This window comes from Streptomyces sp. NPDC092952 (assembly GCF_044754785.1).
GTDB lineage: Bacteria > Actinomycetota > Actinomycetes > Streptomycetales > Streptomycetaceae > Streptomyces.
The window spans coordinates 223,768-249,187 of the sequence record NZ_JBIVPT010000010.1 but is presented as its reverse complement, the minus strand read 5'-3'; the positions used below and the strand labels follow the sequence as shown (position 1 = coordinate 249,187).

The window sequence follows — 25,420 nt, the reverse complement described above, 5'->3', positions numbered from 1 at the left end:
CGCGGTCTACGAATGGAACGGACAGGGCACCGACTGGACCAAGGTCGGCGGACCCGCCCAGGACCTGTACGCCGGCGGCGCCGGCCTCTTCGCCACCGCACCGGACACCGGCAAGGTCTTCAAGTACGACGGCACCCCGGAGGCGTGGTCACAGGTCGGTGAGCCCGGCGCGGACTTCGCCGTCACCAACGACCGCCTCTACGGCCTCGCCGCGGACCACTCCGCGGTCTACGAATGGAACGGACAGGGCACCGACTGGACCAAGGTCGGCGGACCCGCCCAGGACCTGTACGCCGGCGGCGCCGGCCTCTTCGCCACCGACCCCAGCACGGGGACGCTCAGCAGGTACGACGGGCAGCCCGACTCCTGGACCAAGGCTGGTGAACCCGGCGCCGGGTTCACGGTCAGCGGCACCCACCTCTACGGCCTCGCCCCGAACGGAACCGCGGTCCTGCAGTGGACCGGTACCGGAACCGGCTGGGCGCCGCTCGGAGCACCCGTGACCGCACCGGCCCCTCCCCCGGTCCAGGAAACTCCCCCGCCCGCACCACCCCAGCCGCAGGACACCGCCCAGGACGTACCCGAGCCGCCCGCACCAGAAGCACCGGAGACCGACGAGGACCTGCCCCCGGAGGGCTCGGAGAGTGACGGCAAGAACCCCGCCACGGACACGGACGGCCAGCGGGAGATCGTCCCCGAGCCGGTCCAGCCCGCCGGCCCCTCCGAAACGGCGGCCGGCCTCACCACCCGCATGGCCGTCACCGCCCAGGACGACCTCTACACCCTCAGCGCCGACAACAGCGCCCTCTGGAAGCGCGGCAGCGACGGCTGGTCGCCGCTCAGCGGCCCCGTGAACGCCGTCTACGCGGGCCGTGCGGACGTCTTCATGACCGGGCCCGACAGCGAGCAGGTCCGCAAGTACAACGCCGACACCCGCAACTGGGACCCGGTCGGCGGTGCGAGTGGCCAGTTCGCTGCCACCGGTGACCACCTCTACCGGCTGCTCCCCGACGGCATCGGGGAGTGGCACGGCGACGCCTGGACCAAAATCGGCGGGCCGGCGAAGAGCATCTACGCCGGAGGAGCCGGACTCTTCGCGACCAACCCCGACAGCGGCGACCTCTACAAGTACAGCGGCAAGCGCGACAAGTGGACCCGGATCGGCGGCCCCGGCGCCACCTTCGCCGTCGGCGAGGACCGCGTCTACGGCATCGCTCCCGACCGCACGGCCGTCTACGAATGGACCGGCAAGAGCGACAAGTGGACCCGGATCGGCGGGCCCGCGAAGAGCCTCTACGCCGGAGGGGCCGGCCTGTTCGCCACCGCACCGGGCACCGGCAACATCCACAAGTACAACGGGGCGCCCGACGACTGGACCGCGATCGGCGGCCCCGGCGCCACCTTCGCCGTCAGCGACACCCAGCTCTACGGCCTTTCCCCCGACCTCACCACCGCCTACCGGTGGAACGGCGCCACCGGAACCAGCGTCGGCTGGACCCGGATCGGCGGGGCCGCCGATATCGCGCAGCAGCACCAGGACGAACAGCTCCTCGCCGAGAACTGCGAGCCCGGCCGGGACTGCGTCAGGGAATACCGCGACGCGAAGAAACTCCTCGAGACCAGCCTCACCGACTGGCTCAAGGAGGAAGGCCTCGACGTCCTGATCGACACCTTCGGCATCGACAACATCATCAAGTGCACCCAGGGCGACCTGTTCACCTGCCTCTGGGCGGCCGTCGACGTCGGAAGCACCGTACTCGGGATCGGCGCCGCCAAGAAGACGGGAAAGCTCTGGGGAGCCGTCACCAAGTTCTCCAAGGAGTACCCCAAGTTCGTCGATGAGGCGAAACAGGCCAAGAAGACGTACGACACCCTCCGCAAAGCCATCGACACCGCCCGCGAAGCCACGGACCGAAAAGAAAACGACGAGCCTGAGGACCAGGACGAAAGCGGCTTTTCCGACTGCCGCAGGCAGGGAATTGGATGGTCGGACCCCGGCCCGCTGGACACCGCGCACGGCAACCGCGCGACGGGAATCAGGGCGTGCCTCGACAAGGCATGGATAGCAAAGGACTACGGCACCAGAACCAACGTAGAGGAGGTGACTCCGCCTGGCTACGAGTGGGCCAAATTGAACGCCGCCTATCACCTCGCAGGCCTCGGCCCTCATCCTGGTTATCGCCGGAACGCCTGTCACCTGCTCGGAAAGCAGCTGGGCGGAAGCGGTACAGATCTAAGGAATCTCGCGACCTGCTCCCGGGCAGCGAACGACTACGTGAACGGCCTGGGAGATGCCGACAACAACAAGAGGATGAGCGCGTACGAGGCGAAGGTGAAAGAAGCCGCCACCACGGGAAACCAGGTCGTCTATTACCAGGTGACCCCGATCTACTCCGGTGACCGGACCGTTCCGTACAAGTTCATCATGACCGCAAGGGGCATAACCGCAGACGGACGCCCCGGCCTGAAAATTGACGAACCAATTCCCAACACCATGTACAGCTGGCGCCACGATGTTCTCTACAACATCGGGCTGGCCTTCAAGGACGGCCAGCCGGTACCAGTGGGCAACACGCCGTGAAGTCCCGGGACGCTCGCCGCCGCCCCGGGTGCGAGCCCCGTTCCCCGGCGCTGCTGGGTATCGGCGTCACGTGTTCCCCTTCGGACGGCCCCGCGAGGCGAGGCCCTGTACGCCCCTCTGAGTGGCGAGCGCGGTAAACGCAGGGGCCCGACCAGCGAAAACACCGGTCGGGCCCAGCGGCTGGGGCGTTAGGAGTGGATGTCGATTGTCGCTGATCAATCAGCATGCGCCTGTTCGACCAGGCTCCCGCCGACCCGGTCGAACAGGCGCTCCGGGCCAGGCGCTACAACGCCTCACGCTGCACGCTGTCTCTCCTGGTTGCGCGGCAAGGTCACCGAGTCGAACTCCTTCTTCTTGGCCCTCCGAACCATTTCCTGGTGGGCCTTTACCCATTTACTGATGTCCTTCGACCGGGTCGGGTCATCGCGCAGGGCCCGGACGGCGGCGGAGAGCCACCGTTCGAGTTCCGTTTCTCCCCGTACGTAGCAGGCCTGCAGGAAGGCCAGAGTCTGCGGGGGGTCCACGGGCAATGCGTCCCCGGCAATGATGCGACGGACGGTGGACTTGGGGAGCATCCCGGTCCCGGCCATCGACTCCATCTCGCCGGGAGTCGGGTAGCCGGCCCACACATGCTGGTGGCGCAGCGCGCGGAGGAAGCCCGCGGTGTCCGAGAGCAGGGTGGGGTCGGGTGCCTTGTGGACGTAGTACGGCGCTCGGGTAGCCCGGCGGGCCCTGACCCACAATTCGTGGCCGCGGGTCAAGTACGCCTCGAGTCCGAAGACGTCATTAGTGCAGGTCACCGTGATGAACAGCTCAACGGTGTCCCAGGCGGGCACGGTCGAGCCGGAGGCGGCGCGTTCGAAGGTGGCCTTCGAGAGCCGGCTCGCCTCGGACATCTGGCTGTAGGTCAGGCCTGCCTCGCGACGGCACCAGCGGAGGTACTCCGCAAGTGCCGCGCGCGCGGGAACGGTCTGGTCCACGTCGTTCTCGGGGCGTCCCACGGCGGCCGCCTCAGTTGTCCGCGCTGAAGTAGGCGCGGACGAGCCGACCGATCCGGCTGCCGCTGCGGCCTCCGGTCACGACCACGAGGACGACTCCGGCGCCGATTCCGCCGGCGCCCGCCAGGAGCAGCAGGACGTCCTGGACGGTCATCGCGTCGGGGGCGAGGAACGCGGCGGTGGCAATGGACGCGATGATCACCAGTGCGTGTGGCATGGCGAACCGGCTGCTCATCGTGATGGTGGTGTCGGCCGACGCCGACTCGATGGTCGCGGTACTCGCCGCAACAATGGGTTTTTTGCCCATGACAGGGTCTCCCTAACTACCGTCCGGCGACCGTGAGATCGCCGGACGGTGCTTCTTGGCTCCAACCGGAAAGTCCGTGTGGTGCGGTCTTCGGGAGTTGGCGCTCCCTGGGCACACGTGGACTGCTGGGGCAAGTTTCCCAGGCTCGTAAGGGGTCCTGAGAGGGGGTCAGCCACTTGTCTCACCAACGTGCCAATGCTCGGCCTGTTGCATCAAGGACGTGATGTATCGGGCCGGCGGGCCGTCAGGAGGCCATGGCATGGCTCTGCAGTGCAGGTCAGAGCGGTGCTCAACGCCTACCACGACAGCACGACAGCACGACAACCCTCAATGCATAAAAAAGGGATGCCCGAGGGGGGAGGGCGTAGGTCATAGGGCCTGAACACGCAGGCTGCGAACCGGAGCCGGGCAAGCCGTACCGCTTGCGTTCGCCCTACCACGCAGTACAGGGCGCACACCTCACTAAAGCAGAGCTGACCTGCGTTGATTCAATTTCGTACCTGCCTACTTCAGTGCGATGACCGCTAGCCAGGCACACTCATCTCCAGAAGGCGCGCGTTCCCAGTAGGGCCGCCCTTGCCCTGATTGCTACTGGCTCCAACCGGCGCACCAGGGATTGCGGGCCGGATGTTGGCGCATCCGTCCAAGTGAAGCCGATCGCCATGCCCTTCCCGGGCGGGCATCGGCTTCACCTGTACCAAGGCCATTTCCCAGCGACCGCGCCCCAAGCCCCGCAAAGGGCCGTGTCCCTGCTGGGCAGGGCCAGGATCTCCCCTGAGCAGCCAGGAAGGGCGCCGGAGCCAAACGTCCGGGGCGCGCCAGTGGTGGCCGCAGTCGCGGCACTCGTAGCCCGTAGCCCGTGGCGCTGCGGCCGCCGTAGCTGTACTCGACCAGGTCCGGGCCGGTGCACACGGGACACGTCTCAAGCTGCGTCATACCAGCAAGATCCCCAGAACTGCCGGGCCAGTGATGCCGAGTCGTCACGAACAGGTCCTTCCCGGCGTCGCGCTCCCTGCCAAGGCTGCGGCTTTCAGAACGCGGCGAGGTGCGCGGGCGGGCGGGGCCCGGAGACGGCGAGGCGGGTGCTGCCGGTGCGGGTCTCGCGCAGGAGGTCCCGCCAGTCGGTGTGGGGCAGCCAGACCTTCCCGGCAAGGTGGGCGGTCCAGTCGAGGAGGTCGGCACGCAGGCGGAGGCGGTCGGCGGGGATGCGGTAGTGGCCCCCGTCCTCGCGCTCGGGGTCGCAGTCGCGGTGGTCGGCGCGCCAGACGGCAGGTTCCGGGAGGGCCAGGAGGTCGGCCAGGCCGAACGACATGCTGCCGTCGAGGGGATCGGTGCGCCGCTGCTCCAGGGCCCGGTATGCCTGCCGGACGGTGTCGGCCTGGCGGCGGCTGACCCAGAGGCAGCCGTCGTCCAAGGCGATCGCCTCGGCGCACGTCGAGCAGATCAGGGTGAGTTCACGGTCCATCAGCGGAGCCTCCCGGGCGGCGGGTTCGTGTCCCCGGGTTCAACGCCGGTCGGACCCGTTCGTGATCATCGCGGCCGGAATCGCTGTACGCCGATCTCCGGGCCGAACGAAGAGCTCGTAACACGATCTTATTGAAGTCGTCGCGCATGCCGACCTACTCAGCGTTGCGCCTGCGGCTCCAGTCCCGCTCTCCCAGTCGCCTGATCCGCCAGGCAGGCAGCGGGTGGCGGGCCTCCATGACGATGAAGTGCGCCATGTCGACCAGCATGCGTCGAACAACCGGGATGGGGACGACCAGATCGTCCCATTGGTTGTAGTTGGCGTGAAGGCGAATCTGATCGTCGGAGACGCGCTCCAGGACACAGCTCTCCACGCCCAGTAGTAGCTCGTCGCCGGCCTCGATCTTGAGCCATTGCAGAAGGACAGACGAGACTGCCCAGTCGGGCCCACACTGGTCAACGAATTCCTCCGCTGCCCATCGCAAAGCCTGTGGCGTGTCCTCGGGTGCCCTGATCAGAGCCCTGCCGAAAACGGGAGGATGCATCGTGCCGTCCTCGCTCGCGTCAGCTGCGGAAATCTCCTCCAGACCGAAAACCCAGGCGCCTTCGGAGGAACCGTCAACGTTGTTCACATGGCTCATCTGCACGACGATGCCACGCCCGTCGCGGCGCGCAGCCCACGAGGCTACCGAACTGCCCCGATCGTGATCGTGTTACGAGCTCGAAGGGCGTCCGAGGGGCGCGCAGCGGGCTTCCTGGTGGGGTGTAGGGATCTTGCCCCCGGCGGGATGTAGGGTCCGCGACTTCGCTTGCAGCGCGTCCTGCGGAAACGCCGGAATACTGGAGGCGCGGATTTGCTAATCCTCTGTCAACGGTCGGCCTTCTTTGTCAACGAAATCGCGGATCCTACACGGGAGGTGCTCAGTACTGGTCCATGTCCGTGAAGCGGGAGTAGTAGACCTTGAACAACCGATAGGCCCCCTCTTTCTAAGGGCTGTCCCGTAAAGATCAGACCGGCTGGCAGTTGATCGGTAGGACCGTGGACGGCCACGGGCGGGTCCGGGACCATGGGGCGCATGACTACTTGGACTATCGAGACCGCATCTGTCCTGGACACAGGTGTCGACGAGGTGATGCGGGAGTACTTCAGCGAGATGGGGAGGCGGGTCCTGGGACGTTCGGTCACGAGTGAAGAGCTCCGTGAGGTGCTCACGAAGGACCCCCATCGTGACCTCAGCCCGCCCGGCGGCGCGTTCCTCATCGCACGCAGCGAAGAGGGCGATTTTCTGGGCTGCGCAGGAGTGAGGTTGATGGGAGGTACCGCTGGGACCGCGGAACTCAAGCGGATGTATGTGCGTCCCGCTGGACGGGGAGCAGGAGTGGGCCGGGGCCTTCTCCTGGCTGTCGAGGAGACGGCCAGAAGGCTCGGTGCCACCCGGATTGTGTGCGAGACCAACACCCAACTCATTGAGGCGCGGGCTCTGTACTCCAGACACGGCTACCAGGAGACCGAGCCGTATGAAGGTCACGGCAAGGCGGATCACTGGTTCGCCAAGGCTCTCCAAACCGAGCGGGGTGATCGACTCGCCAGCTGAGATGATCTTGATGTGGCTGGTGTGATCACGGCGTTGGAGCCGTCCTGGATAGCCCCGTTCACCGGGCTGAGCCCACGGCAGTTCGGCAAGCTGGTGACGGTTCTGCGGCGCGGGGGTACGGACGCGGTCCGCAGGGGCCGGCCGTGGAGCCTTTCGCTCGAGGACCGGGCCCTGCTGATCGCGGCGTACTGGCGAACGAACCTCACGATGCGCCAGCTTGCCCCGCTGTTCGGGATCTCGAAGTCGGCGGCGGACCGCATCATCGACCACCTCGGACCGATGCTCGCGCTCCAACTCCGCAGGCGGTTCGCCAAGGACACCGTCCTCATCGTGGACGGCACCCTGGTCCCCACCCGCGACCACACCATCGCCGAGCGGTCGAAGAATTATCGGTACTCCAACAACCACCAGGTCGTCATCGACGCCGACACACGGCTCGTCGTAGTGGTCGACCGGCCGCTTGCCGGGAACCGCAACAACTGCAAGGCATGGGAGGAGTCCGGCGCCAAGGCTGCCGTCGGCAAGACCCTCACGATCGCCGACGGCGGCTACCCAGGCACAGGACTCGTCATCCCACATCGCCGCGAGCGCGGCCAGAGCGAACTTCCGGCCTGGAAAGAGAAACACAACAAGTCCCACAAGCAGGTACGGGCCCGCGTCGAGCACATCTTCGCCCGCATGAAGAACTGGAGATCCTCCGCGACTGCCGACTCAAAGGCGACGGCGTCCACTACGCCATGCTCGGCATTGCCCGCATGCACAACCTCGCCCTCGCCGGATAGACCAGCGGGCCGTACGGCGGCAAGCCATGCCCGAGACAACTCGGAGATCATTTACGGGACAACCCTTAAGCTCGACCCCACCCCACCCCACCCCACCAGCGAACGGCCCCCTCCATGACCAACGGTCTCACCTGGATAGGCGCCCACGCCCACACCGCCACGCCCGTCCCCGGAATGCGCGGCGGCATCTCCCTCACCCTCGCCCGAGGCATCGACCCTGACGAGTTCCTCATCAACCTCGGGGCCGACCTCGATCAGCTCGCCGCCCGCACCCCGCTGGCCGAACTGCGTAGCCAGCCCACCCCGCCCGGCCACGACCCCACCCGCTACGCCTACGCGATGTACGGCAGCGAGGGTGAGTGGACGTACGTGCTGGAGAACGACCACGCCGCGACCTGGGCAACCGGCTTCCGCCGCGTCCCCTCGATGAGGCCCGGCCCGGGTGAAGAGATCCTGTGCGCCAGCCGGAACCTGTACAGCCCGCCCGCCACCATCCTGCACGTCGAAGGCGACGAGGTGATACGGCGCGCAGAGTTCGGCACCACCACCGGCCACGAGTCGGCGTTGGACGCGGTGCTCACCGCCGCCGGTGCCGTCTTCCCCTCCATCCCCGACACCACCGCCGACGAGGTGACCGCCTACTACGAACACCACGGCGCGCGCCTGGCCGCCCTGGTGTTCACCGCGCTGGGCGCGTACACGGGGCTGCGCATCAACCAGGATGCCGCACAGTCCGGGACTCTCCCCGCCGTCCACCTCCTCACTCCTTGAGCCGCACGCGCCTGCCCAACGACTTCGGCCCCCACCCTGACGGCTCAGGGTGGGGGCCGAAGCGTGTTGGCGCTGGGGTGTTACTGCGCGACGAGTTCGCAGATCACGGGCTGACCGCCGCCGACACCGTAAGAAGCCGTTGTCGTACCGACCTTGTTGGGCGCCAGTTCGAGTGCGGTGACTCGGTCGCGTGATCTTCGGATCCGGCAGGCATGAAGGCGGGGCCTCCTGTCCACCTCGGGATTTTCGAAGTCCGAACGACCTGAACAGGAGGCCCTCGTGTCGCAGTCTTGTGGGTCCGTGCCGGTACAGCCCAACTCGGCTGCCCGGTCGTGTGATTGCCTCGCTCACCGGTTCGGGAACGCGGGCGACCATCCGGGCCGCGAACCCCGGTATCCCTCGGACATGTCGGACGCGGAGTGGGGGGTCGTGCGGGACGCGATGCCGATCCCGGCGTGGATGAACGGCAAGGGCGGCCAGCCGGAGAGCTACTGCCACCGCCAGATGTTGGATGCTGTGCGCTACCTGGTCGCCGGCGGGATCACGTGGCGGGCCATGCCGGGCGACTTCCCTGCGTGGGACCGCGTCTACGCGTTCGCCAGGCGCTGGGGCGCGCAGGGGCTGCTGGCCGAACTGCACGACCGGCTGCGCGGCCTGGTGCGCGAGGAGGCTGGCCGCGATCCGGAGCCGACCGCCGCCGTCATCGACTCGCAGTCAGTACGGGCCGCGGCCACCGTGCCCGCGTCCTCAAGGGGATACGACGCGGGAAAGAAAGTGCCGGGGCGCAAGCGCCACATCGTGGTGGACTGCCGCGGCCTGCTGCTCGCGGTCATGGTGACCACCGCGAGCGTCCAGGACCGCCACGCGGCGGCGCCGCTGTTGAAGTGCGTGCGGGACCGCCACAGGAAGCTCATGCTGGTGTGGGCCGACGGCGGCTACGCGGGCCGCCTGGTCGTCTGGGCGAAGGAGAAACTCCAGCTCACCGTGTAGATCGTCAAATGCTCGGACGACGTATCGGGGTTCATGGTGCTGCCGAGGCGCTGGTGCGTGGAGCGGACGTTCGCGTGGTTGTTCCGCTCGCGCCGGCTGGTACGCGACTACGAGACGCTGCCCACCGTCCACGAGTGGATGGTCATGTGGTCGATGACCATGCTCATGAGCCGCAGGCTGGCCCGTCGGCGAGCGTGAACCGGCGCGGGGCCGGGCCGTACGTTGTCGCGTTTACAGAGCAGATCATGCCTGATCAGGTTGTGGTCTGCACCGATCGGGGACAAGGTGTGGCCGGTATGCCCGCGGTCACACCTCCAGATACTCCTTTTCGAGCCAACGGCACACGTACGCGGCCACCTCTGCGGCCGACATACCGCTCGTCTCGACGACGAGGTCGGGTTTGGTGGCCTGCTTGGGCAGGCTGTTCTGATGCAGTGAAAGGCCGACCGGATGAGAGTGGCGGCGCTGCCGGTCAGCCAGCGGCTCGTCGGTGACCGAGAGCTCGATGAAGACGACCCGGGCCAGCCCCCGTGCACGCAAGTCCAGGAGTCGGCCTTCGAGGTCCGTGTTGACGACGGGCTCAAACGCCTGGCCGTCGACGATCACACCGACGCCGGCGCTGAGAATTCCCACGATCCCCGCGTTCATCGCGCGAAGCATGGCAATGGCGTCGACACCGTTGTTGATCCGGCGCGCCCCAGGCATGCACGGAACATCCTGGTAGGTGAAACCGCGTTCAGCGAATCGGGCATTTGCAACGCCACCGGCCCACTGTCCGGGAACCATTCGGTAAAGCTCGTCCACTCCGAAGCGCAGCAGGGGCTCACGGGCGTGCTCCTGGACGGCGGCCGCCAACGTCGACTTCCCGGCGGCGGAAGGCGGCCGGGCCCTCGCGGACCTCCCCGCGGACCTGGTCCTGGTCTCCTCGTACGCCCCGGGTGAGCTGGAGCCGCTGCTGCCCGCCCTGGGGTGGGAGACGCTGCCGCCGACGGTGCCGCTGCGGACCACGGGCACGCTGCGCTACCCCCGGCCCGAGGCCCCCGGTCGCTCCCCGCACGGGCAGGACGAGTTGGTCTGGCGGGCCGAGGAGATCGCTTTCTGGGCGCAGACCCATGATCGTCCGGTGGCGTGGGTGCGGGCCGGGGACCACCACGTGCGCACGGTCCTCAGCGCGGCGAGGGGGATGTACTCCACCGTGGGGCCGCTGCTGCCGTACGCGGTCGACCCGGTCACCGGGCTCACGACCCAAGATCTCCGGGCGCTGCGGGAGTGGGCGCGGGAGATGGACGAGCTGCCGGATCCGGCACCGGTGCGGCCCCGGCGCTGCCGGGACTGCGGGGAGCGGGGCACCGTGGTGATCGGCGGCCGCCGCCGTGACCGCGTCCACGAGAAGTGCGGCTCCTGCTGCGAGTGCTACTGCCCCGACTCCTCGCCCGGCGACGCGTTCCAGCCGTGCGGGGACCTGATGCGGGAACAGTGCCTGGACTGCCGATGCTGCCTGGTGTGCGCGGGATGCCACTGCCAGGAGTAGCACCCGCCCCGCTGCTCGTGTTTGGTACGGGCTTCATGGGTGAGGCCCGGCTGGAGACACCAGCCGGGCCTCACCCATTTCAGCTCAGGCGTTCCATCCGATGGAGGAGACGTTGCTGTAGCCGTCGTAGTCGGAGCCGATCAGGTCGAGGATCTCGTCCCATACCGCGTCGAGCTCGTCCAGGTCGTTGTTCGTCCAGGCGTCCACGGCGCGGTCCCAGACGCCCCGGACGGAGATGCTGCGGCTGGACAGGTCCCGCTGGTACTTCTGCTCCACTCCGGACTGGTCGACGGGGTTGATCTCCACCCGGGTGCCCCGGCCGGCGTTGTTGAGCCGGTGTTTGAGGTCCGTGGCGAGGTTGCGGCGGCGCAGGTCCCAGTACGCGGCGTCCAGGCGGGCGAGGTTGGCCTTGTTCGGGGTGCGTTCTTCTGCGAGCCAGGCCATCAGGGTGCGCGGGGAAATGTGGATTCCGGCCCGGTCCATCGCTTCGTATCCGGCGTCGGACCGGGTGAGGTAGTTCAGGCGGGCGGCGAGGCCGCGCTCGGTGTCGACCGGGGAGGCGATGCCGTGCACCATGCCCTCCAGGGCGATCCCGAGTGCTTCGGCCCCGGGCACACCGTCCGCGCCGTACTTCCCGAAGTCCATCCATCTCCCGGCCATCAGCTGCCCGCCTTCCCGATCATGTAGATGCCGGAGGCCTTGCCGTCACCGGTCTTGATCTTCATCTCGGACACGCCCCGCCCCTGGGAGAAGACCGTCCAGGGGTCTCCGGTGAGGTGGAGTTCGTCGGTGTGCTTGAGTGCGACGATCCCCAGCCCGGCCCGGTCCGCCTTGTACGCGCGGCCGCAGTGCAGGGCGTAGGCCTGGGAGTGGATGTTGTGCATCCAGTCGGGGCGGATCATCTCGCGGTTGTGGATCGACTCCCCCATGGTGGAGACGAACTTGCTGTACATGGCCTTGACGTACTCGGTCGTCAGCGTGTCCCCGGCGGCGATCGCTTCCGCGCGGGCGGCGACCAGCAGTTTGCGCAGGGCGTCCAGGAAGTTCTCGGTCGCGCCGCTCGTCCAGGACTCGTGAATGGTCGGTGCCTGGGTGAGGCCCCACTTCGGGCCGGAGAGGCGTAGCAGGAGGCGGAGGGTGGCGTCGGTGATCCAGAGGGCGCCGGGGGTGTCGCGGTCGCCGAGGGGGTCGGGCAGGTGGGGGTGGGTCCAGGGGGCGGGGGTGATGAGGTGGACCCCGGAGCGTTTCGGGTCGACGCCGTCGCTGCCGGTGGTGTGTTCCAGTTTCCCGATCGGCAGCCACAGCTTGAGTGCTGACAGGTAGGCGGCGTTGACGTCGAGGGCTGTGACCTGGATGTCGGCGCGGGGGGCGCGGAGGGAGTAGGCGGGGTTCTGGAAGGCGGGGCGGGCCTCCCAGATCTGGTCCGGTTCCTTCGTGGACGGCTTGTGCAGGATGTCGGGGAGGGCGGGGTAGGCGGTGTAGTCGTAGCGGGCGGTGGCCCGGGTCTCGTGGAAGAGGTGCATGACGTCCGGGACCGCGCGCTTGCTCAGTGCCTTGAGCGCGGCTTCCTCGTCACCGCCGGCGCGCTCGGCCTCCTGCTGAACGGCGTTCCTGATGAGTGCCATCAGGTCGGCCTCGGCGCGCTCGGCGGACTTGCTCCGGCGCTGCGGGCGGGTCGGCACCGGGGTCGCCACCGGGGCCGGCGAGACCGGAGTCGGGGCGTGGGCGGCCGGGGCCGCAGTGGGCGCGGCAACGGCCGGGGTGTGTGCGGCCGGGGGCGGCGTGGGTGCGGGTCGGCACATGGCTCCGGAGTGGAGGGGGCGGCCGTCGGTGGACTGGTAGGTGGTCTCGATGCCGCACTGGACGCACGGGCCGGGGTCGCCCTCGATGGCGCGGCCGTCCGGTCCGCGCAGGGTTTCCAGGCCGTTGAACGTGGAGGGTACCGGGGCGGGCGACTCCGGGGCACTGGGTGGCTCGGTGGCGGGCGGAGCCATGGTCGGGGCCGAACCCGGGGCGGGGGCGGCGGGTGCGGGGTGGATTTCCGCGAGGCCGCGGAGCAGGCGCAGGTAGGGCAGGCGGGCGGGTGGGGCGGGGTTGGAGGCCCCGGTTTCCCAGTTCGTGATGCTGCCTCGTGCGACGCCGACCGCGGCAGCGACCTGGGCCCGGGTCAGCCCGGCCGCCTCGCGCAGCCGCAGGCGCTCTTCCGGCGGGGGCATCTCGGCCGCCAGGCGGGCTTCTTCGAGCAACGATTCGACACTCACTTCATCACTCATGCAGAAACCGTATCAGCATTGCCCTTAAGTTAGTTCTAGATTGTGCATTGGTTGTACAGGTTTTGGTCGTCGCGTAACGAGGGAAGCGCCTCGGCGGCGGGCAGATCACCTTCGTACTCGCGCTCGACCCGCAGCAGCAGGCCCCGGCCGGCAAGGGCGAAGACCCGGAGGGCGCCGAGGGCGGCAGCCGGAACGAGAACGTGGGCGGGCACGGCGGGTGGGAGCAGACCTTCACCGACCCGCGTCTCTGTGCGGCGGTCGTGGGCCGGGTGACGTTCAACGCGCGCATCGTCGGGAGCGGCACCGGCTCGTTCCGGTTCACTCAGACCCGTGGGAAGCGCTGCCGAGGCTGGTGGGGCACCGACGAAACGCTTGTTCGGCGCCCATGCGGACAAGCATGGGGGTCATTCTCCGCGCTGTGACAAACCGTTTCCCGTGCCAGGCGGGTCGTGGAGCGTGCACGTCTGCGGCAGTTGACTTTCAGTCAGCATATGCGACGAGTGTTGAATAAGCAACACATGTTGAATAAGTTGGAGCCATGAGGCACATCGAAGTGTGGGCGGACGTGGTCTGCGCCTGGGCGTACATCGGCAAACGGCGGCTGGCAGCGGCGCTCGAGGAGTGGGACGGCGAGCCCGTCGAGGTGGTGTGGCGGCCGTTCCGGATCGACCCGATGGCGCCTGCGCGAGCGGAGCCGCTGCAGGAGGTGCTGCGGGATCCGGTGGTGGACGCGGCGCTGCAGGGCTGCGCACCTGGGATGACCGCGGCCGAGAACCGGGCCAGGGTCTCGGAGATCGCCGCCGCCGAGGGGCTCGGACCGCGCTGGGGCGCGGCGTGGCGGGCCTCGAGCCATGATGCGCACCGGTTGGTCGCCCTGGCGTACGAGCAGGGTGGGGCCGCCCTTCAGGACGCCGTGCTGGAGGGGGTGCTGCGGGCCCATTTCGTGGAGCGGAGGGACATCAGTCTGGTGTCGACGCTTCAGGAGATCGCTTCCGCGACCGGGTTCGCCGAGGGTGCCCGGCTCCTGGGCGGGGGCGGGGCCGAGGAGTATGTGCGGGAGGCCCTGCTGCGGGGCAAGGCGATCGGGGTGACGACTTCGCCGACCCTGGTGATCGGCGCGGAGGCGCTGGCCGGGGCGCACGCGCCTGAGGTGATCGCGCGGTTCGTGGCGCGGGCGGTGGCCGAGCCGTGGCGTGACGAAGGCCTCGTTGATCTCGACGGCGTCGATGTCGTCCTCGGTGAGGCCGGCGTCCGCGAGTGCTTTGCGGGTGGCGGGATCGGGGCGCTGAGCATCATGATCGGGTCGTCGCCCAGGACGGTCATCCGGTGGATGCGGGCGCGGGGGGCAGGCCGTGCTCGCGTACCGCCTCCTCGGAGGCGATGAGCAGGGCAGCCGCGCCGTCGGAGATCTGGGAGGCGGTGGCCGCGGTGATCCGCCCATCGGGGGTCAGGGTCTTCATCTGCGCCATCGGCTCGGGGCCGGTGTCGCGGCGGGGGCCTTCGTCGGCCGCGAGGGCGTGCTCGTCGTCGGCGTAGGGCTCGATCTCGGGCCCGAACCGGCCGGAGTCGACCGCGTGGGCGGCCCGGCGGTGGCTGACCAGGGCGAATTCCTCCATCTCCTCGCGCGAGATGTCCCAGTGGCGGGCCATCAGCTCGGCGGCGTGGAACTGGCTGACGGTCTGGTTGCCGTACCGCTTGCGCCATCCGCGGGAGCCGGAGTACGGGTCGGGGCGGCCGAACCGGTCGCCGACGAGGGCTGCTGCGGTGAGCGGGATCTGGGACATGTTCTGCACGCCGCCGGCGACGACGAGTCCGGACAGGCCGGTCATGCGCGGGAAGGTCTTCGGGGGTGGCGCACGGCGTGGCGCGGCCGGCTCCTCCCTGACTGCACGACACCCGTCGCTTAAAAAACATGCGTTGCATTTACGTCATGTGATGTGGAACCGTGGCCCCATGTCGAACAACTCGAGCACCCGAGGCACCTCTCTCGACCCTCGCGCCCGGCGGACCAGGGCGCTGCTGCGTACCGCCGTCCTGGGCCTCTCGATGGAGAAGGACCTGGACAGCATCACCATGAGCGACATCGCCCAGCGTGCGGAGGTGAACCGGGCCACGGTCTACCTGCACTACAAGGACCGTGAGGACCTGCTGCTCGACGCCACCGAGTCGACGATGGAGGGTGTGGTCGAGGCGGCTCGTGCCTGTCGGCTGATCTCGGACGGACACGCCCTGTCCGACACGGCTCCGGTGCATCTGATCAGCTTGTTCACACAGATCGACAATCACCGCGCCGTCTACCGCCGGATGCTCGGCGAGAACGGCAGTCCACGGTTCGGTGCCCGCCTCGAACGCCTGTTGGCGCAGGCCTGGTTCGAGCAGCTGCTGACCGAGACCCCGGCGGACACGTTCGACGAGACGGCGTTGCTGGTGCGCGCGCACTTCCTCAGCGGGGCCGTGCTGGCCGTCATCGGCCGCTGGACCCGTGGCGAGTTCGACGGTGAAGCCGGGGACGGCATGAGCGTGGCCGAGGTCGCTGCCCTGACCTGGGCGCTGATCCGGGGCCGGGGATGACCATGACGCAGACACACACGCACGCCGTGGCGCCCGGACCGGCGCGGACGTCGGTGCTCGTGGTGCTCGAGAACGAGTTGGTGCGGTGCGGGGTCACCAGCCTGCTGCGCACGGGGCCCTCGGTCCGGGACAGCTGGGCGTGCAGCGGGCCGGTCGCGGCTCGCGAACTGCTCGCGGGGCACCGGCCCGACGTCGTGCTGTGCCGTGGCAGCGGCGAGCTCGCACCGGCGCTGATCCGTGCCAGACGGGCGGGCGGCGCTCGGCGAGGGCCGTCATGCCCTCCCGGGCGTCCCGGCTGGCGAGCAGCCGGGTGCTCAGTTCGGCGTTGATCCGCCAGAGTTCGTCGTCGGACGTGCCGCCCGACGACGCCCGCACCAGGCGCTCGGCCGCTTGGAGGGAGAGCGGTGCGTGCGTGGCGACGCGGTCCGCCAGCTCAAGGGCCGCGTCCAGGGCGTGGCCGGGCGGGGTCAGGCGGTTGACCAGGTGCCACTGGCGGGCGGTGGCCGCGGAGACCGGCTCGCCGGTGAGCGCTGCCTCCATGGCGGCGCGTACGGGCACCAGCCGGGGCAGCAGGATCAGTCCGCCGGCTCCGGCCAGCAGGCCCCGGGTCACCTCGGGCAGTCCGAACCTGGCGTCCTCGGAGGCGACCACCATGTCGCAGGCGAGGACGATCTCCAGGCCGCCTCCCAGCGCGGCGTCCTCGACGGCGGCGATCAGCGGGGGGCGCACCGGGTGGTGGACGATGCCGGCGAAGCCCCACGCCTCGTGGTCCGGGTCGTGTACCGGGCCGCCGGCGGCCAGTGCCTTCAGGTCCGCGCCGGCGCAGAAGACCGGCCCGGCACCGGTGAGTACGCCCACCCGCAGCGTCGGGTCGCGGTCCAGTTCGGTCAGGGCGGTGCCGAGGGCGGCCGCGAGGGCGGAGTCGACCGCGTTGCGCACCGCGGGTCGGTTCAGGGTCAGTACGGCGACGGGGCCCCGGCGTTCGAACCGTACGAGCGGGGTGTCAGTGCCGGGTGTGGCCGTGCCGGTGGGAGAGGCGGGGGCGTTCACGCGGCGCCTCCGCCCCGGCACGCGCCGCGTCCGCCGCTGCGAACCGGGGGCTGCGGCGGGCGCTGAACGCGGCGATGCCCTCCATGGCGTCCGCGGTGGCCGCGGCCGCGCTGAGCGTGGTGGACTCGTCCTCCAGGTGCTCGGCCAGCGAGCGCGCGAATGAGGCCCGCAGCAGCCGCTTGGTCTGTCCGTACGCCCGGGTGGGACCGGCAGCGATCTCCTCGGCGAGCTGCACGGCGCGCTTGTGGAGCAGGCCGGCGGGCACCGTCTCGCTGGACAGGCCCCAGGACTGGGCTTCCTCGGCACTGAGGACGTGGCCCAGCAGCGTGATGTGCTGGGCGCGGCGCAGTCCGACGAGCCGGGGCAACAGGTGGCTGGTCGAGGCGTCCGGGGTCAGGCCCAGGGTGCCGTAGGCCGAGCGGTACGTGGCTCCTTCGGCGGTCAGCAGGACGTCGGCCAGACACGCCAGGCCCAGGCCCGCGCCCGCTACATGGCCCTGGGCGGCGACGATCAGCGGGGCTGGCATGGCGGCGAGCCGGGACAGGGCCGCGTGCAGGTAGCTGATGACCTCCATCAGGTGGCTCGGCAGGTCGTCCGCCCGCTCGAAGGAGGTGAGGTCGCCGCCGACGCAGAAGTGGTCGCCCGCGCCGGTCAGCAGGACGCAGCCGCTGGTGGCGGTGGGCTCCAGCAGGGCGGCGCGCAGGAGTTCCTGCGCGAGCCTGAGGTCGATGGCGTTGCGTCGCTCCGGGCGCACCAGGTGCAGGCGGGTGACGCCGTTCTCCCGGGTGGCCTCGATGCGGCGGAACTGGGTTGCGGGGCCGGTGGTCATCGCGCTCCTGTAGTGGCTGGGCCGGCGTCGGCACGGTAGTCGTGGAAGCCGCGCCCGCTCTTGCGCCCGTGGTGGCCGGCGGCGACGAGTTCTCCGAGCAGGGCGGGGGCCTTGAAGGCCGGGTTGCCTGTGGCGCGGTGCAGGGTGGCTGCCACGTCGTGGAACACGTCGATCCCGCTGGGGTCGACAGAGGTGAGAGGTCCCATGGGGTGGCCGAAGCCCAGTCGGCAGGCCCGGTCGAGGTCGGCGGGGGTGCAGGTGCCGTCCTCGACCATCCGGACGGCCTCGAGGATGAGCACGGTCAGCAGCCGGGTGGTGATGAATCCGGGGGTGTCGCGCTCGACGAGCACGCTTTCCTTGCCGGCCTCGGTGGCGAAGGCCCGGGCCAGGGCGAGGACGTGGTCCGGCGTGGCGGGGCCGCGGACGATCTCGCACAGTCGCATCATCGGGACCGGTGAGAAGAAGTGGGTGCCCACGACGCGTTCGGGGCGGGTGGTGGCCCGGGCGATCTCGCCGATGGGGATGCCGGAGGTGTTGGTGGCCAGGAGGGCCGCGTCCGTGCAGAGCGCGTCGAGCCGGGCGAACACCTCCTGCTTGACGGCCGGGTCCTCAGCGATCGACTCGACGGCCAGGGCCGCGCCTTCGCAGTCCTCCGGGCGGGTGGTGGGCCGGATGCGGTCCAGGACCTCGGCGGGATCTGCGGGAACGGGGGTGCCGGCGCCCTTGCGGGCCGGTCGGCGCAGCGAGTCCTCGATGGCCGCGCGGGCGCGGGCCAGGGATTCCTGGGTGCGGCTGCAGAGCACGACCGGGCGGCCTGCGGTGGCCGCGACCTGGGCCGGGCCGGCCCCCATGGCGCCGGCGCCGGGGCCCCGGCCCGGCGGAGGGCGTCGGAGGTCACGACCGGCGTCCGAAGTCTTCTTCGCCGGTCCAGCGGATCAGTGTGCCGCCGTGGCTCATGCCGGCGCCGAAGGAGACGATGACGACGTTGTCCCCTGCCTTGAGGCGGCCGGTGTCCATGGCTTCGCGCAGCACCAGTGGCACGCCTGCGCCCGAGGTGTCGCCGTACTTCTGGACGTTGGTCATGGTCTTCTCGGCGGGCAGGCCCAGCTTTCCATCAGCAGGACCCGGTGATCGGGGATCCGCTGGCCGGGGGCGGGGACGAGACCCTCGACCCGGCGGTGGAGTTCCTCTCCGTGCACCGGCCCGGCACGCTCGCGCAGCGGGTGTCGGTGCCGCGCCGCTGCCTGGTGCCCAAGCCGGCCGAGCTGGATTTCGCCGAGGCGTCCTGTCTGCCGGGTTCCTGGCTGACGGCCTACCGGATGCTGTTCGAGAAGTCCGGGGTCGAGCCGGGCGGTGTGGTGCTGGTGCAGGGCGCGGGCGGGGGTGTCGGCACGGCCGCGGTGCGCCTGGGCAGTACCGCGGGGATGCGGGTGTGGGCGGTGAGCCGGTCCGCAGAGAAGCGGCGGCGGCTCGCGGAGCTGGGCGCGGAGCGGGTGCTGGCGCCGGGCGAACGGCTGCCGCACAAGGTGGACGCGGTGATCGACACCGTGGGCGAGGCCACGTACGCGGCCTCGTTGAAGGCGTTGCGCACCGGCGGGCGGCTGGTGCTCTCGGGGGCCACGACGGGGAGCCTGCCGCCCGCGGACCTGGGACGGATCTTCGCCAACCAGCTGTCGGTGGTGGGTTCGACCATGGGGACGGCCGACCAGCTGGCCCGGCTGGCGGCGTTCTGTGTGCGCACCGGTGTGCGGCCGGTGGTGGACCGGGTGCTGCCGCTGTCGCGGGTGCGGGAGGGGCTGGCGGCGATGGACGCGGGAGAGTTGTTCGGGAAGGTCGTGCTGGTGCCCTGAGTTCGAGCCCTTCGGCCGCCGTGCTGCGACGGCTTCGGCCCGGCTCCTCCCGGTGGAGGGGCCGGGCCGAAGTGTTGCCGCCGCTGACGGGGGATGTGTTCAGGCGGCGGCGGGCGCTTCCACCGGTGTTTCGGTGGCGGGCGCCGGCACGGTGCGCGGCAGGAGCAGCGCGGGCAGCAGGGTGAGGGCGGTGAAGCCGAACACCCACCAGAAGGAGGTGCCGAAGGCCTCGGACAGCGGGGCGCCGGAAGCCTTGCCGTCGGTGAGGCCGTTCTGCAGGATGACGGCGACCGCGGCCGTACCCGCCGAACCGCCCAGTCGCTGGAAGATGTTCATGGCGCTGGAGGCACGGGGCATCGCGGCGGGGGCGAGCAAGCGGTAGGCGGCCGCGAGGCTGGGCAGGGTCACCACACCGACGCCGATTCCGCGGGCCACCATGGCGGCGGCGAGCAGGGCCTCGCTGGTGCCGTTGTCGAGGAGCGCGAAGGGCAGGGTGCCCAGCAGGGTGATGAGGACGCCGGTCAGGGCGAGCGGGCCCGCGCCCAGTTTGTCGGTGGCCTTGCCCACCACGGCCATGGCGATGACGTAGCCGACGCCCTGCGGGGCGATCATCACTCCGGCCTCGAGGACGCCGGCGCCTCGTCCCATCTGGAAGTACAGGGGCAGCAGGAACATCGCGGCGAACACGCCCGCGTTGAGGGTGAACTGGGTGACGACGGCGGCGGAGTAGCCGCGGTCGGCGAACAGCCGCAGGTCGATCAGCGGAGTGTTCGGGGTGCGCAGGGCGTGCACGGTGAAGCCGGTGAGCAGGGCCGCGCCGACCAGGGTCCAGGGCAGGCTGCCGGCATCGGTGAAGCCGCCGCTGCCGGCCTCGGCCAGGCCGTACAGGAGCAGGGCGAGGCCCGGGGAGAGGAGGAGCAGGCCGCGGACGTCCAGTCGGTGGTCGGTCTGCGGGCGGGTGGCAGGGAGCTTGATCCAGGCGAGCGCGATGGCGGCGAGGCCGATCGGGATGTTGATGAAGAAGATCCAGCGCCAGTTCAGCTGGTCGACGAAGAATCCGCCGATGACCGGGCCGATGATCGGGGCGAGCATGGCGGGTACGGAGACGACGGCCATCATCCTGCCGAGCCGGGCGGGGCCCGCGGCGCGGGCGAGCATGGCTTGTGCCATCGGCATCACCATGCCGCCGCCGAGGCCCTGGATCACCCGGAAGACCACCAGGCTCTCCACCGACCAGGCGAGGCCGGAGAGGACCGAGCCGGCGAGGAAGAGGGCCTGGGCTGCCAGCCATACCCGTTTGGCGCCGAAGCGTTCCATGGACCAGCCGGCGAGCGGGACGACGAGGGAGAGGGCCAGCAGGTAGCCGGTGACGGTCCATTGGATGGCGTCGAGCGGGGCGTCCAGCTCGTGGGTGAGGGAGTCGATGGCGACGTTGACGATCGTGCCGTCGAGCAGGGTTGTCACGGCTCCCAGGACCAGGACTCCGCACAGCCACCACAGCGGGCCGTCGATGCGGGTGTCCTGTTCCGCAGCGGGCGCGGGCACGGGTCGGTTCATGGCAGGGGTCCCCTCCGGAAATGGCGAAGCAGAAACTTGGACTGCGTCGTCTAGGTTTGAATAGTAGACTGGTCCATCCAGAAATCAAGTCGGTGGACGGCCCAGGAGGAACAGCAGTGGCGAACACCCAGGAGACGGCCCGGTCCCGCCCTCGCCGCACGCACGGCGGGCGGGACCGCAGGGCGCAGATCCTCCACGCGGCGGCCGCGGTGTTCGCCCGCGACGGCTTCGCGCGGGCGAGTCTCGACACGATCGCCGCCGAGGCGAACGTGGCCAAGCAGACCCTCTACAACCACTTCGGCGACCGCGACTCGCTCGTGGCCGAAGTGGTGGCGGCGACGATGGACCCGCTGGCCGACCGGTTCGACATGCTGGTGCGCGAGACCATCACCGCCCATGACGGCACCGACCTGCCGGCGCAGTTCCGGGACTTCGGCCGGCGCTGGGTGCGGCTGATGCTGTGCGATGACACTGCCTCGCTCCGCTGGCGGATTCTGTCGGACGCCCAGGTGGAGGAGTCCATGCGCCGGGCGCTGCGCGGCATCGACCGGGACGCGGGCATCCGCGCCGTTGCCGAGCAGCTCGCGCTGCTCGGCCGGGCCGGCCACCTGGACATCACCGACACCGAGGCAGCGGCCCGGCAACTGCGGGCGCTGCTGGTCGGGGAGGCCCAGCTGGAGTCGATGCTCGGCCAGGTCCCGTTGGACGAAGAGGAGATAGACGCGGTGGTGGAGCGGGGCATCAGCATGTTCATGCGCGCGTACGGGCGCCGTTGACGGTGGCCGGGGCCCGCCCGCTGTCCCCCGCGGGCCGCCGAGGCGGCGGCGCGGGGGCGCGGCCGCCGCGTCAGCGGGACAAGGGGCGGGGCCGTCCGCCGCGCGGGGGTTCGCGGCGGACGGCCCCGGGGCGCGGGGGCGGGCTCAGCGGGATCCGGTGCCCGCCGGTTCGGGCACCGGCAGGCCGGGGGCGGCCACTCCGGCATCGGTGAACGCCTTCTGGAAGGCGCCGACTGCCTGGGTGACGAAATCGGCCCGGTGCTCGCGCACCCACGAAGCGGAGGCCTCGAAGCCCTCCAGCGAGCCGTTGAAGCGCGGTACGACAAAGCGCGCCAGGCGCTCGAAGGAGGCCCGGGTGTTCTCCCGGGACGCCCGGTCGGCGCCGGTGACCAGCAGGGTGCCGAAGCCTCCGCTCCTCTCGTACAGCTCCTCGACGCCCGCGGCGACCTCGTCCGGCGAGCCGACGATCGCGGCGCCGGTCTCCACCAGGTGCTCGATCTCCCGGCCCGGCTCGATGCCGAGCGCGTCGACCGGCAGGCCTGGAGCACGTCGCGGTCGACGTACCGGTCGACGGCGGCGAGAACGAGGCGCTGGAGCGCGTCCGGCTCCAGCGCCTCTGCCTTCCACCGCACCGGGCGGCGCGGGCCGAATCCGTAGCGGGGGCCGCAGGTCGGCCACCGTGGATCGCCGCGCTTGCTCTCGGTCGCGGACCTGCCTGCAGGTCAGCGGCACCCGCCCCGTCCGGCTCCAGCAGCCCGTGCGCGTCACCATCAGGCGGGTACAGCACCGGTCAGGCCGCCGTCGATGACGGGATCCTGGCCGTTGGCGTAGGACGCGTCGGACGAGGCGAGGAACGCCACAGCCGCGGCGACCTCCTCCGGGCGCCCGAAGCGGCCGGCGGCGATCTGGCCGGTGACCGCGGTCGCCTCCGCTTCCGTCAGCGCGTCCGCGGGGTGTCGATGCAGCCGGGGCTGACGGAGTCGACGCGGATACCGCGCGGGGCGAGTGCGGCGGCGAGAGTTCGGGCCAGGTTGTGCACCGCGGCCTTTGCCGCCGGGTAGGAGGTCAGGACGCTGTTGCCCCGGTGAAGGGTCCAGGAGGCATTGATGGCGATCGAGCCTCCGTCCGCCAGCAGCGGCAGTGCCTTGGGACGGTGAAGAACACGCCCTTGAAGTTGGCGTCGACGCCATGGTCGAAGTCCGGCCCGGTGATGTTCTCGAACAGCAGGGATGTGCCGGTGCCCGCATTCGCGAAGAGGCCGCCCAGCCGGCCGTGGCGGTCCCGGACGGTCTCCACCAGTGCGTCCACCGCGCCGAGGTCGGGCGACGTCGGCCACGGTCCCCGAAGCGGCCGGGCCGACCTCCTGGACGGCGGAATCCACGCGTGCGCGGGTACGGCCGGTGACGACGGCGTGGGCGCCTTCGGCGACGAGGCGGTGGGCGGTCGCCAGGCCCATGCCGCTGGTGCCGCCGGTGATGAGGACGGTCCTGCCGGTGAAGCGGTTCATGCCGGTGTTCCCGTCAGGGCGTGCGTGAGGTGGTCGCCGAGGTGGGGCAGCCAGTCGGGCCGCGCGTTGCCGAGGAGGTGGTCGCCGTGCGGGACGGACAGGTAGCTGCCGTGCGGCGCCAGACGGGCCAGGGGCTCGCCGTTCGTCACCCCGGGGATGACGTCCTGGCCTCCGTCCACGACCAGCAGCGGGGCCATGATGCGGGGTGCCAGGGCGGCGAGGTCCACGTGACGTACGAACTCGTGGGCGGCGTCGGGTCCCCCCGCGCGTTGGGCCATGATCTCCTGTACCGGCGGGGGCAGTTGCTCCCAGTCGAGGCGGAAGGGACCGCTGACGGTGGCGACGGCCGCCACGCGCGGCTCCAGCGCCGCGGCCCGGGCCGCGAAGTAGCCGCCCAGACTCAGGCCGACGAGTCCGATGCGTGCGACGCCGAGGGCGTCGACGACCCGGCCCACGACCCGCTCGTAGTCCGGCACGAAGACCGTGGTGGCCGCGAGCACGCCCTGCCCGGGGCCGTCCATCGCGAACACCGCAAGCCCCCTGGCCAGCAGCGCGGACACCAGATCGAGGAACTCCTCCTTGGCCGAGTCCAGGCCGGGGACGACGACCACGGTCCCCGGCGAGTCGGCGGGGCCACGCAGCCAGCCGGTGAATCCCTCGCCGCTCACCCGCCGCGCACCGGGCTCCAGCACCGTGAGTGCCCGGCCCAGGGCGCGGTCCGCCTCGGCGGCGGCACGGGGCGCGTCCGCGTACGGTGCCAGGGTGGCCAGGTGGAACCACCGGGCCGCCGTCAACAGGTACTCACCTGCCGAGAGAAGCGATCCCGCGTCGTCCGCCCGCCGGAGGTAGCCGTGTCCGGTAGGAAGGACGGGCCCCAGTCGGCGACGGAGGCGAGGCCCTCGGTGACGCGCCGGTACTCGTGAGGGTCCACGCCTGCGCCGATGGCGCGTGTCCACTGGGCGGCGGCGAAGTCGGTGGCGCTCATCGCGCTCCTCCGGTCAGCAGGACGGCCTTGCCCCGTATCCGGCGCTCGCGGAGGTCGACCAGGGTGTCGGCGGTCTGCGCCCAGTCGGCGAGGCGGCCGATCTCCGGGTGCAGCCGGTCCCGCTCCACCAGGCGTACCAGTGCGGCAAGATCGGGGCCGTACGGGGCGCCGGCGTAGTGGAAGTGCTGGATCGTGACGCGCTCGGGCCCGCCGAGCAGTTGGAAGAAGTCGAGGGTCACCGGGGTGCGGCTCGCCTGGCCGAACCACACGAGCGTGCCGCCCGGGCGCACCTTCGACAGGGCGAGGGCCAGAGCCGGCCCAGCCGTGGATTCCAGCACGACGTCGAACGGTCCCTGAGCCGCCTCGACCTCGTGCACCACGTTCGCGCCCAGCTCTGCGAGCCGTTCGCCACGCACCGGCGTGGCTGTCACCGCGGTCAGCTCGGCTCCCGCGCCGACGGCCAGTTCGGTGACGTAGTGGCCGACGCCGCCCGAGGCGCCGGTCAGAAGCACCCGTCGGCCGGCCAGGGAACCGGCCGTACGCAGCAGTCGCAGGGCAGTGGTCCCGGCCAGGGGCAGGGCCGCCGCCCGCACGCTGTCGACACTGTCCGGGAGCACCGCGAGCGAGTGCGCGGGCACGGCCGCGTACTCGGCCCAGCCGCCCTGCGCCGGATGCCCGACCACACGGGTACCGATGCCGGGGCCGGACCCGTCGGCCGCCGCCTGTACGACGAGCCCTGCGATGTCCTTGCCGGGCAGCAGCTCCGGCCGGGGGCGTTCGAGAAGGAACGTCTCGCCCCGGTTCGGGGCGAACGCCTCGACCTTGATCAGTGCCTCACCGGGCTCCGGCACGGGCTGGGGGACCTCGGCGAAGGCCACCGGACGCGCCGCTTCGCCTGTGGGAATCAGTCTTTGCATGGGGAGGATGCAACCCCCGCGGCCGTCCCGCGATCCAACAACGGACAAGCAGAACCGACAACTTTTGGTTGTCACCTATGGTGAGA

Annotated in this window: 28 protein-coding genes and 3 pseudogenes; 11 read left to right on the top strand and 20 right to left on the bottom strand. The window is 70.4% G+C overall.

What is annotated here, in order from left to right:
• On the top strand, positions 1-2,581 hold a 2,581-nt coding region (locus ACIQGQ_RS24235; protein WP_402398768.1), incomplete at its 5' end, for a tectonin domain-containing protein.
• 293 nt (positions 2,582-2,874) lie between these two features.
• On the opposite strand, the gene ACIQGQ_RS24230 is transcribed toward ACIQGQ_RS24235, so the two are convergent.
• The 4 genes from ACIQGQ_RS24230 to ACIQGQ_RS24215 form a co-directional block, all read right to left on the bottom strand.
• Positions 2,875-3,582 (bottom strand): helix-turn-helix domain-containing protein, encoded by a 708-nt coding sequence (locus tag ACIQGQ_RS24230; RefSeq protein ID WP_402398766.1) that lies wholly within the window; start codon positions 3,580-3,582, stop codon positions 2,875-2,877.
• 10 nt (positions 3,583-3,592) lie between these two features.
• Positions 3,593-3,886 (bottom strand): hypothetical protein, encoded by a 294-nt coding sequence (locus ACIQGQ_RS24225; RefSeq protein ID WP_402398764.1) that lies wholly within the window; start codon positions 3,884-3,886, stop codon positions 3,593-3,595.
• 1,030 nt (positions 3,887-4,916) lie between these two features.
• On the bottom strand, positions 4,917-5,351 hold the full coding sequence (locus tag ACIQGQ_RS24220) for a hypothetical protein (RefSeq protein WP_402398762.1): 435 nt from the start codon (positions 5,349-5,351) through the stop codon (positions 4,917-4,919).
• Positions 5,352-5,505: 154 nt separating this feature from the next.
• The gene (locus ACIQGQ_RS24215) at positions 5,506-5,991 is read right to left on the bottom strand and encodes a hypothetical protein (RefSeq protein ID WP_402398760.1); all 486 of its coding nucleotides are present in this window, start codon (positions 5,989-5,991) and stop codon (positions 5,506-5,508) included.
• Between the two features lie 435 nt (positions 5,992-6,426).
• Between ACIQGQ_RS24215 and ACIQGQ_RS24210 the strand changes: the two genes are divergently transcribed.
• The 5 genes and pseudogenes from ACIQGQ_RS24210 (at position 6,427) to ACIQGQ_RS24190 (ending at position 9,686) form a co-directional block, all read left to right on the top strand.
• Positions 6,427-6,945, top strand: a complete 519-nt coding sequence (locus ACIQGQ_RS24210; RefSeq protein ID WP_402398758.1) for a GNAT family N-acetyltransferase — start codon at positions 6,427-6,429, stop codon at positions 6,943-6,945.
• 12 nt (positions 6,946-6,957) lie between these two features.
• Positions 6,958-7,727, top strand: a pseudogene (locus tag ACIQGQ_RS24205) (transposase).
• 114 nt (positions 7,728-7,841) lie between these two features.
• Entirely contained in the window at positions 7,842-8,498 is a 657-nt protein-coding gene (locus ACIQGQ_RS24200) for a hypothetical protein (RefSeq protein WP_402398756.1), read from the top strand.
• Positions 8,499-8,903: 405 nt separating this feature from the next.
• On the top strand, positions 8,904-9,488 hold the full coding sequence (locus ACIQGQ_RS24195; protein WP_402398754.1) for an IS5 family transposase: 585 nt from the start codon (positions 8,904-8,906) through the stop codon (positions 9,486-9,488).
• Between the two features lie 33 nt (positions 9,489-9,521).
• Positions 9,522-9,686 (top strand): hypothetical protein, encoded by a 165-nt coding sequence (locus ACIQGQ_RS24190; protein WP_393578811.1) that lies wholly within the window; start codon positions 9,522-9,524, stop codon positions 9,684-9,686.
• Between the two features lie 108 nt (positions 9,687-9,794).
• Here ACIQGQ_RS24190 and ACIQGQ_RS24185 read toward each other — a convergent pair whose 3' ends face one another.
• The gene (locus ACIQGQ_RS24185) at positions 9,795-10,343 is read right to left on the bottom strand and encodes a chloramphenicol phosphotransferase (RefSeq protein WP_402398752.1); all 549 of its coding nucleotides are present in this window, start codon (positions 10,341-10,343) and stop codon (positions 9,795-9,797) included.
• A gap of 136 nt (positions 10,344-10,479) precedes the next feature.
• On the opposite strand from ACIQGQ_RS24185, the gene ACIQGQ_RS24180 reads away from it, so the two are divergent.
• Positions 10,480-11,019, top strand: a complete 540-nt coding sequence (locus ACIQGQ_RS24180; protein ID WP_402398750.1) for a hypothetical protein — start codon at positions 10,480-10,482, stop codon at positions 11,017-11,019.
• An 84-nt stretch (positions 11,020-11,103) separates the two neighbouring features.
• On the opposite strand, the gene ACIQGQ_RS24175 is transcribed toward ACIQGQ_RS24180, so the two are convergent.
• Entirely contained in the window at positions 11,104-11,679 is a 576-nt protein-coding gene (locus tag ACIQGQ_RS24175) for a transcriptional regulator (protein ID WP_402398748.1), read from the bottom strand.
• Complete coding sequence (locus tag ACIQGQ_RS24170; protein WP_402398747.1) at positions 11,679-13,292, bottom strand: helix-turn-helix domain-containing protein; 1,614 nt, start codon at positions 13,290-13,292, stop codon at positions 11,679-11,681. Before ACIQGQ_RS24170 ends, ACIQGQ_RS24175 begins: the two co-directional genes overlap by 1 nt.
• A gap of 538 nt (positions 13,293-13,830) precedes the next feature.
• Here ACIQGQ_RS24170 and ACIQGQ_RS24165 point away from each other — a divergent pair.
• On the top strand, positions 13,831-14,676 hold the full coding sequence (locus ACIQGQ_RS24165; protein ID WP_402398745.1) for a DsbA family protein: 846 nt from the start codon (positions 13,831-13,833) through the stop codon (positions 14,674-14,676).
• Here ACIQGQ_RS24165 and ACIQGQ_RS24160 read toward each other — a convergent pair.
• Positions 14,612-15,121: a hypothetical protein gene (locus ACIQGQ_RS24160; protein WP_402398743.1), complete on the bottom strand. Its 510-nt coding sequence runs from the start codon at positions 15,119-15,121 to the stop codon at positions 14,612-14,614. The genes ACIQGQ_RS24165 and ACIQGQ_RS24160 overlap by 65 nt on opposite strands.
• A gap of 124 nt (positions 15,122-15,245) precedes the next feature.
• Between ACIQGQ_RS24160 and ACIQGQ_RS24155 the strand changes: the two genes are divergently transcribed.
• A complete protein-coding gene (locus ACIQGQ_RS24155; protein WP_402398741.1) occupies positions 15,246-15,863 on the top strand; it encodes a TetR/AcrR family transcriptional regulator in 618 nt (205 codons plus the stop codon).
• Positions 15,864-15,956: 93 nt separating this feature from the next.
• On the opposite strand, the gene ACIQGQ_RS24150 is transcribed toward ACIQGQ_RS24155, so the two are convergent.
• The 4 genes from ACIQGQ_RS24150 to ACIQGQ_RS24135 are packed head-to-tail and all read right to left on the bottom strand — an operon-like array spanning position 15,957 to position 18,843.
• A complete protein-coding gene (locus tag ACIQGQ_RS24150) occupies positions 15,957-16,913 on the bottom strand; it encodes a crotonase/enoyl-CoA hydratase family protein (RefSeq protein WP_402398740.1) in 957 nt (318 codons plus the stop codon).
• Positions 16,867-17,742, bottom strand: a complete 876-nt coding sequence (locus tag ACIQGQ_RS24145) for an enoyl-CoA hydratase/isomerase family protein (RefSeq protein WP_402398738.1) — start codon at positions 17,740-17,742, stop codon at positions 16,867-16,869. The genes ACIQGQ_RS24150 and ACIQGQ_RS24145 overlap by 47 nt, the downstream gene beginning before the upstream one ends.
• A complete protein-coding gene (locus tag ACIQGQ_RS24140) occupies positions 17,739-18,593 on the bottom strand; it encodes a 3-hydroxyacyl-CoA dehydrogenase family protein (RefSeq protein ID WP_402398736.1) in 855 nt (284 codons plus the stop codon). The genes ACIQGQ_RS24145 and ACIQGQ_RS24140 overlap by 4 nt, the downstream gene beginning before the upstream one ends.
• 43 nt (positions 18,594-18,636) lie before the next feature.
• Entirely contained in the window at positions 18,637-18,843 is a 207-nt protein-coding gene (locus ACIQGQ_RS24135; protein WP_402398817.1) for a 3-oxoacyl-[acyl-carrier-protein] synthase III C-terminal domain-containing protein, read from the bottom strand.
• Between the two features lie 26 nt (positions 18,844-18,869).
• On the opposite strand from ACIQGQ_RS24135, the gene ACIQGQ_RS24130 reads away from it, so the two are divergent.
• Positions 18,870-19,592: a zinc-binding dehydrogenase gene (locus ACIQGQ_RS24130; RefSeq protein WP_402398734.1), complete on the top strand. Its 723-nt coding sequence runs from the start codon at positions 18,870-18,872 to the stop codon at positions 19,590-19,592.
• Between the two features lie 99 nt (positions 19,593-19,691).
• On the opposite strand, the gene ACIQGQ_RS24125 is transcribed toward ACIQGQ_RS24130, so the two are convergent.
• Positions 19,692-21,149 (bottom strand): MDR family MFS transporter, encoded by a 1,458-nt coding sequence (locus tag ACIQGQ_RS24125; RefSeq protein ID WP_402398733.1) that lies wholly within the window; start codon positions 21,147-21,149, stop codon positions 19,692-19,694.
• A 116-nt stretch (positions 21,150-21,265) separates the two neighbouring features.
• On the opposite strand from ACIQGQ_RS24125, the gene ACIQGQ_RS24120 reads away from it, so the two are divergent.
• A complete protein-coding gene (locus ACIQGQ_RS24120) occupies positions 21,266-21,925 on the top strand; it encodes a TetR/AcrR family transcriptional regulator (RefSeq protein ID WP_402398732.1) in 660 nt (219 codons plus the stop codon).
• Positions 21,926-22,069: 144 nt separating this feature from the next.
• On the opposite strand, the gene ACIQGQ_RS24115 is transcribed toward ACIQGQ_RS24120, so the two are convergent.
• From ACIQGQ_RS24115 to ACIQGQ_RS24085, 7 genes and pseudogenes are all read right to left on the bottom strand, one after another.
• Positions 22,070-22,411: a hypothetical protein gene (locus ACIQGQ_RS24115; protein ID WP_402398731.1), complete on the bottom strand. Its 342-nt coding sequence runs from the start codon at positions 22,409-22,411 to the stop codon at positions 22,070-22,072.
• 284 nt (positions 22,412-22,695) lie between these two features.
• Positions 22,696-22,830: an SDR family oxidoreductase gene (locus ACIQGQ_RS24110; protein WP_402398815.1), complete on the bottom strand. Its 135-nt coding sequence runs from the start codon at positions 22,828-22,830 to the stop codon at positions 22,696-22,698.
• Positions 22,831-22,862: 32 nt separating this feature from the next.
• Positions 22,863-23,027 (bottom strand): annotated as a pseudogene (locus tag ACIQGQ_RS24105) (SDR family oxidoreductase); the annotation flags it as partial.
• Positions 22,991-23,221, bottom strand: a complete 231-nt coding sequence (locus ACIQGQ_RS24100) for a hypothetical protein (protein ID WP_402398813.1) — start codon at positions 23,219-23,221, stop codon at positions 22,991-22,993. The pseudogene ACIQGQ_RS24105 and the gene ACIQGQ_RS24100, both read right to left, overlap by 37 nt.
• An 85-nt stretch (positions 23,222-23,306) precedes the next feature.
• A pseudogene (locus tag ACIQGQ_RS24095) lies at positions 23,307-23,381 on the bottom strand (oxidoreductase); the annotation flags it as partial.
• Between the two features lie 47 nt (positions 23,382-23,428).
• A complete protein-coding gene (locus ACIQGQ_RS24090; protein WP_402398729.1) occupies positions 23,429-24,226 on the bottom strand; it encodes an alpha/beta hydrolase family protein in 798 nt (265 codons plus the stop codon).
• 187 nt (positions 24,227-24,413) lie between these two features.
• The gene (locus ACIQGQ_RS24085; RefSeq protein WP_402398727.1) at positions 24,414-25,334 is read right to left on the bottom strand and encodes a zinc-binding dehydrogenase; all 921 of its coding nucleotides are present in this window, start codon (positions 25,332-25,334) and stop codon (positions 24,414-24,416) included.
• Positions 25,335-25,420 lie beyond the last annotated feature (86 nt).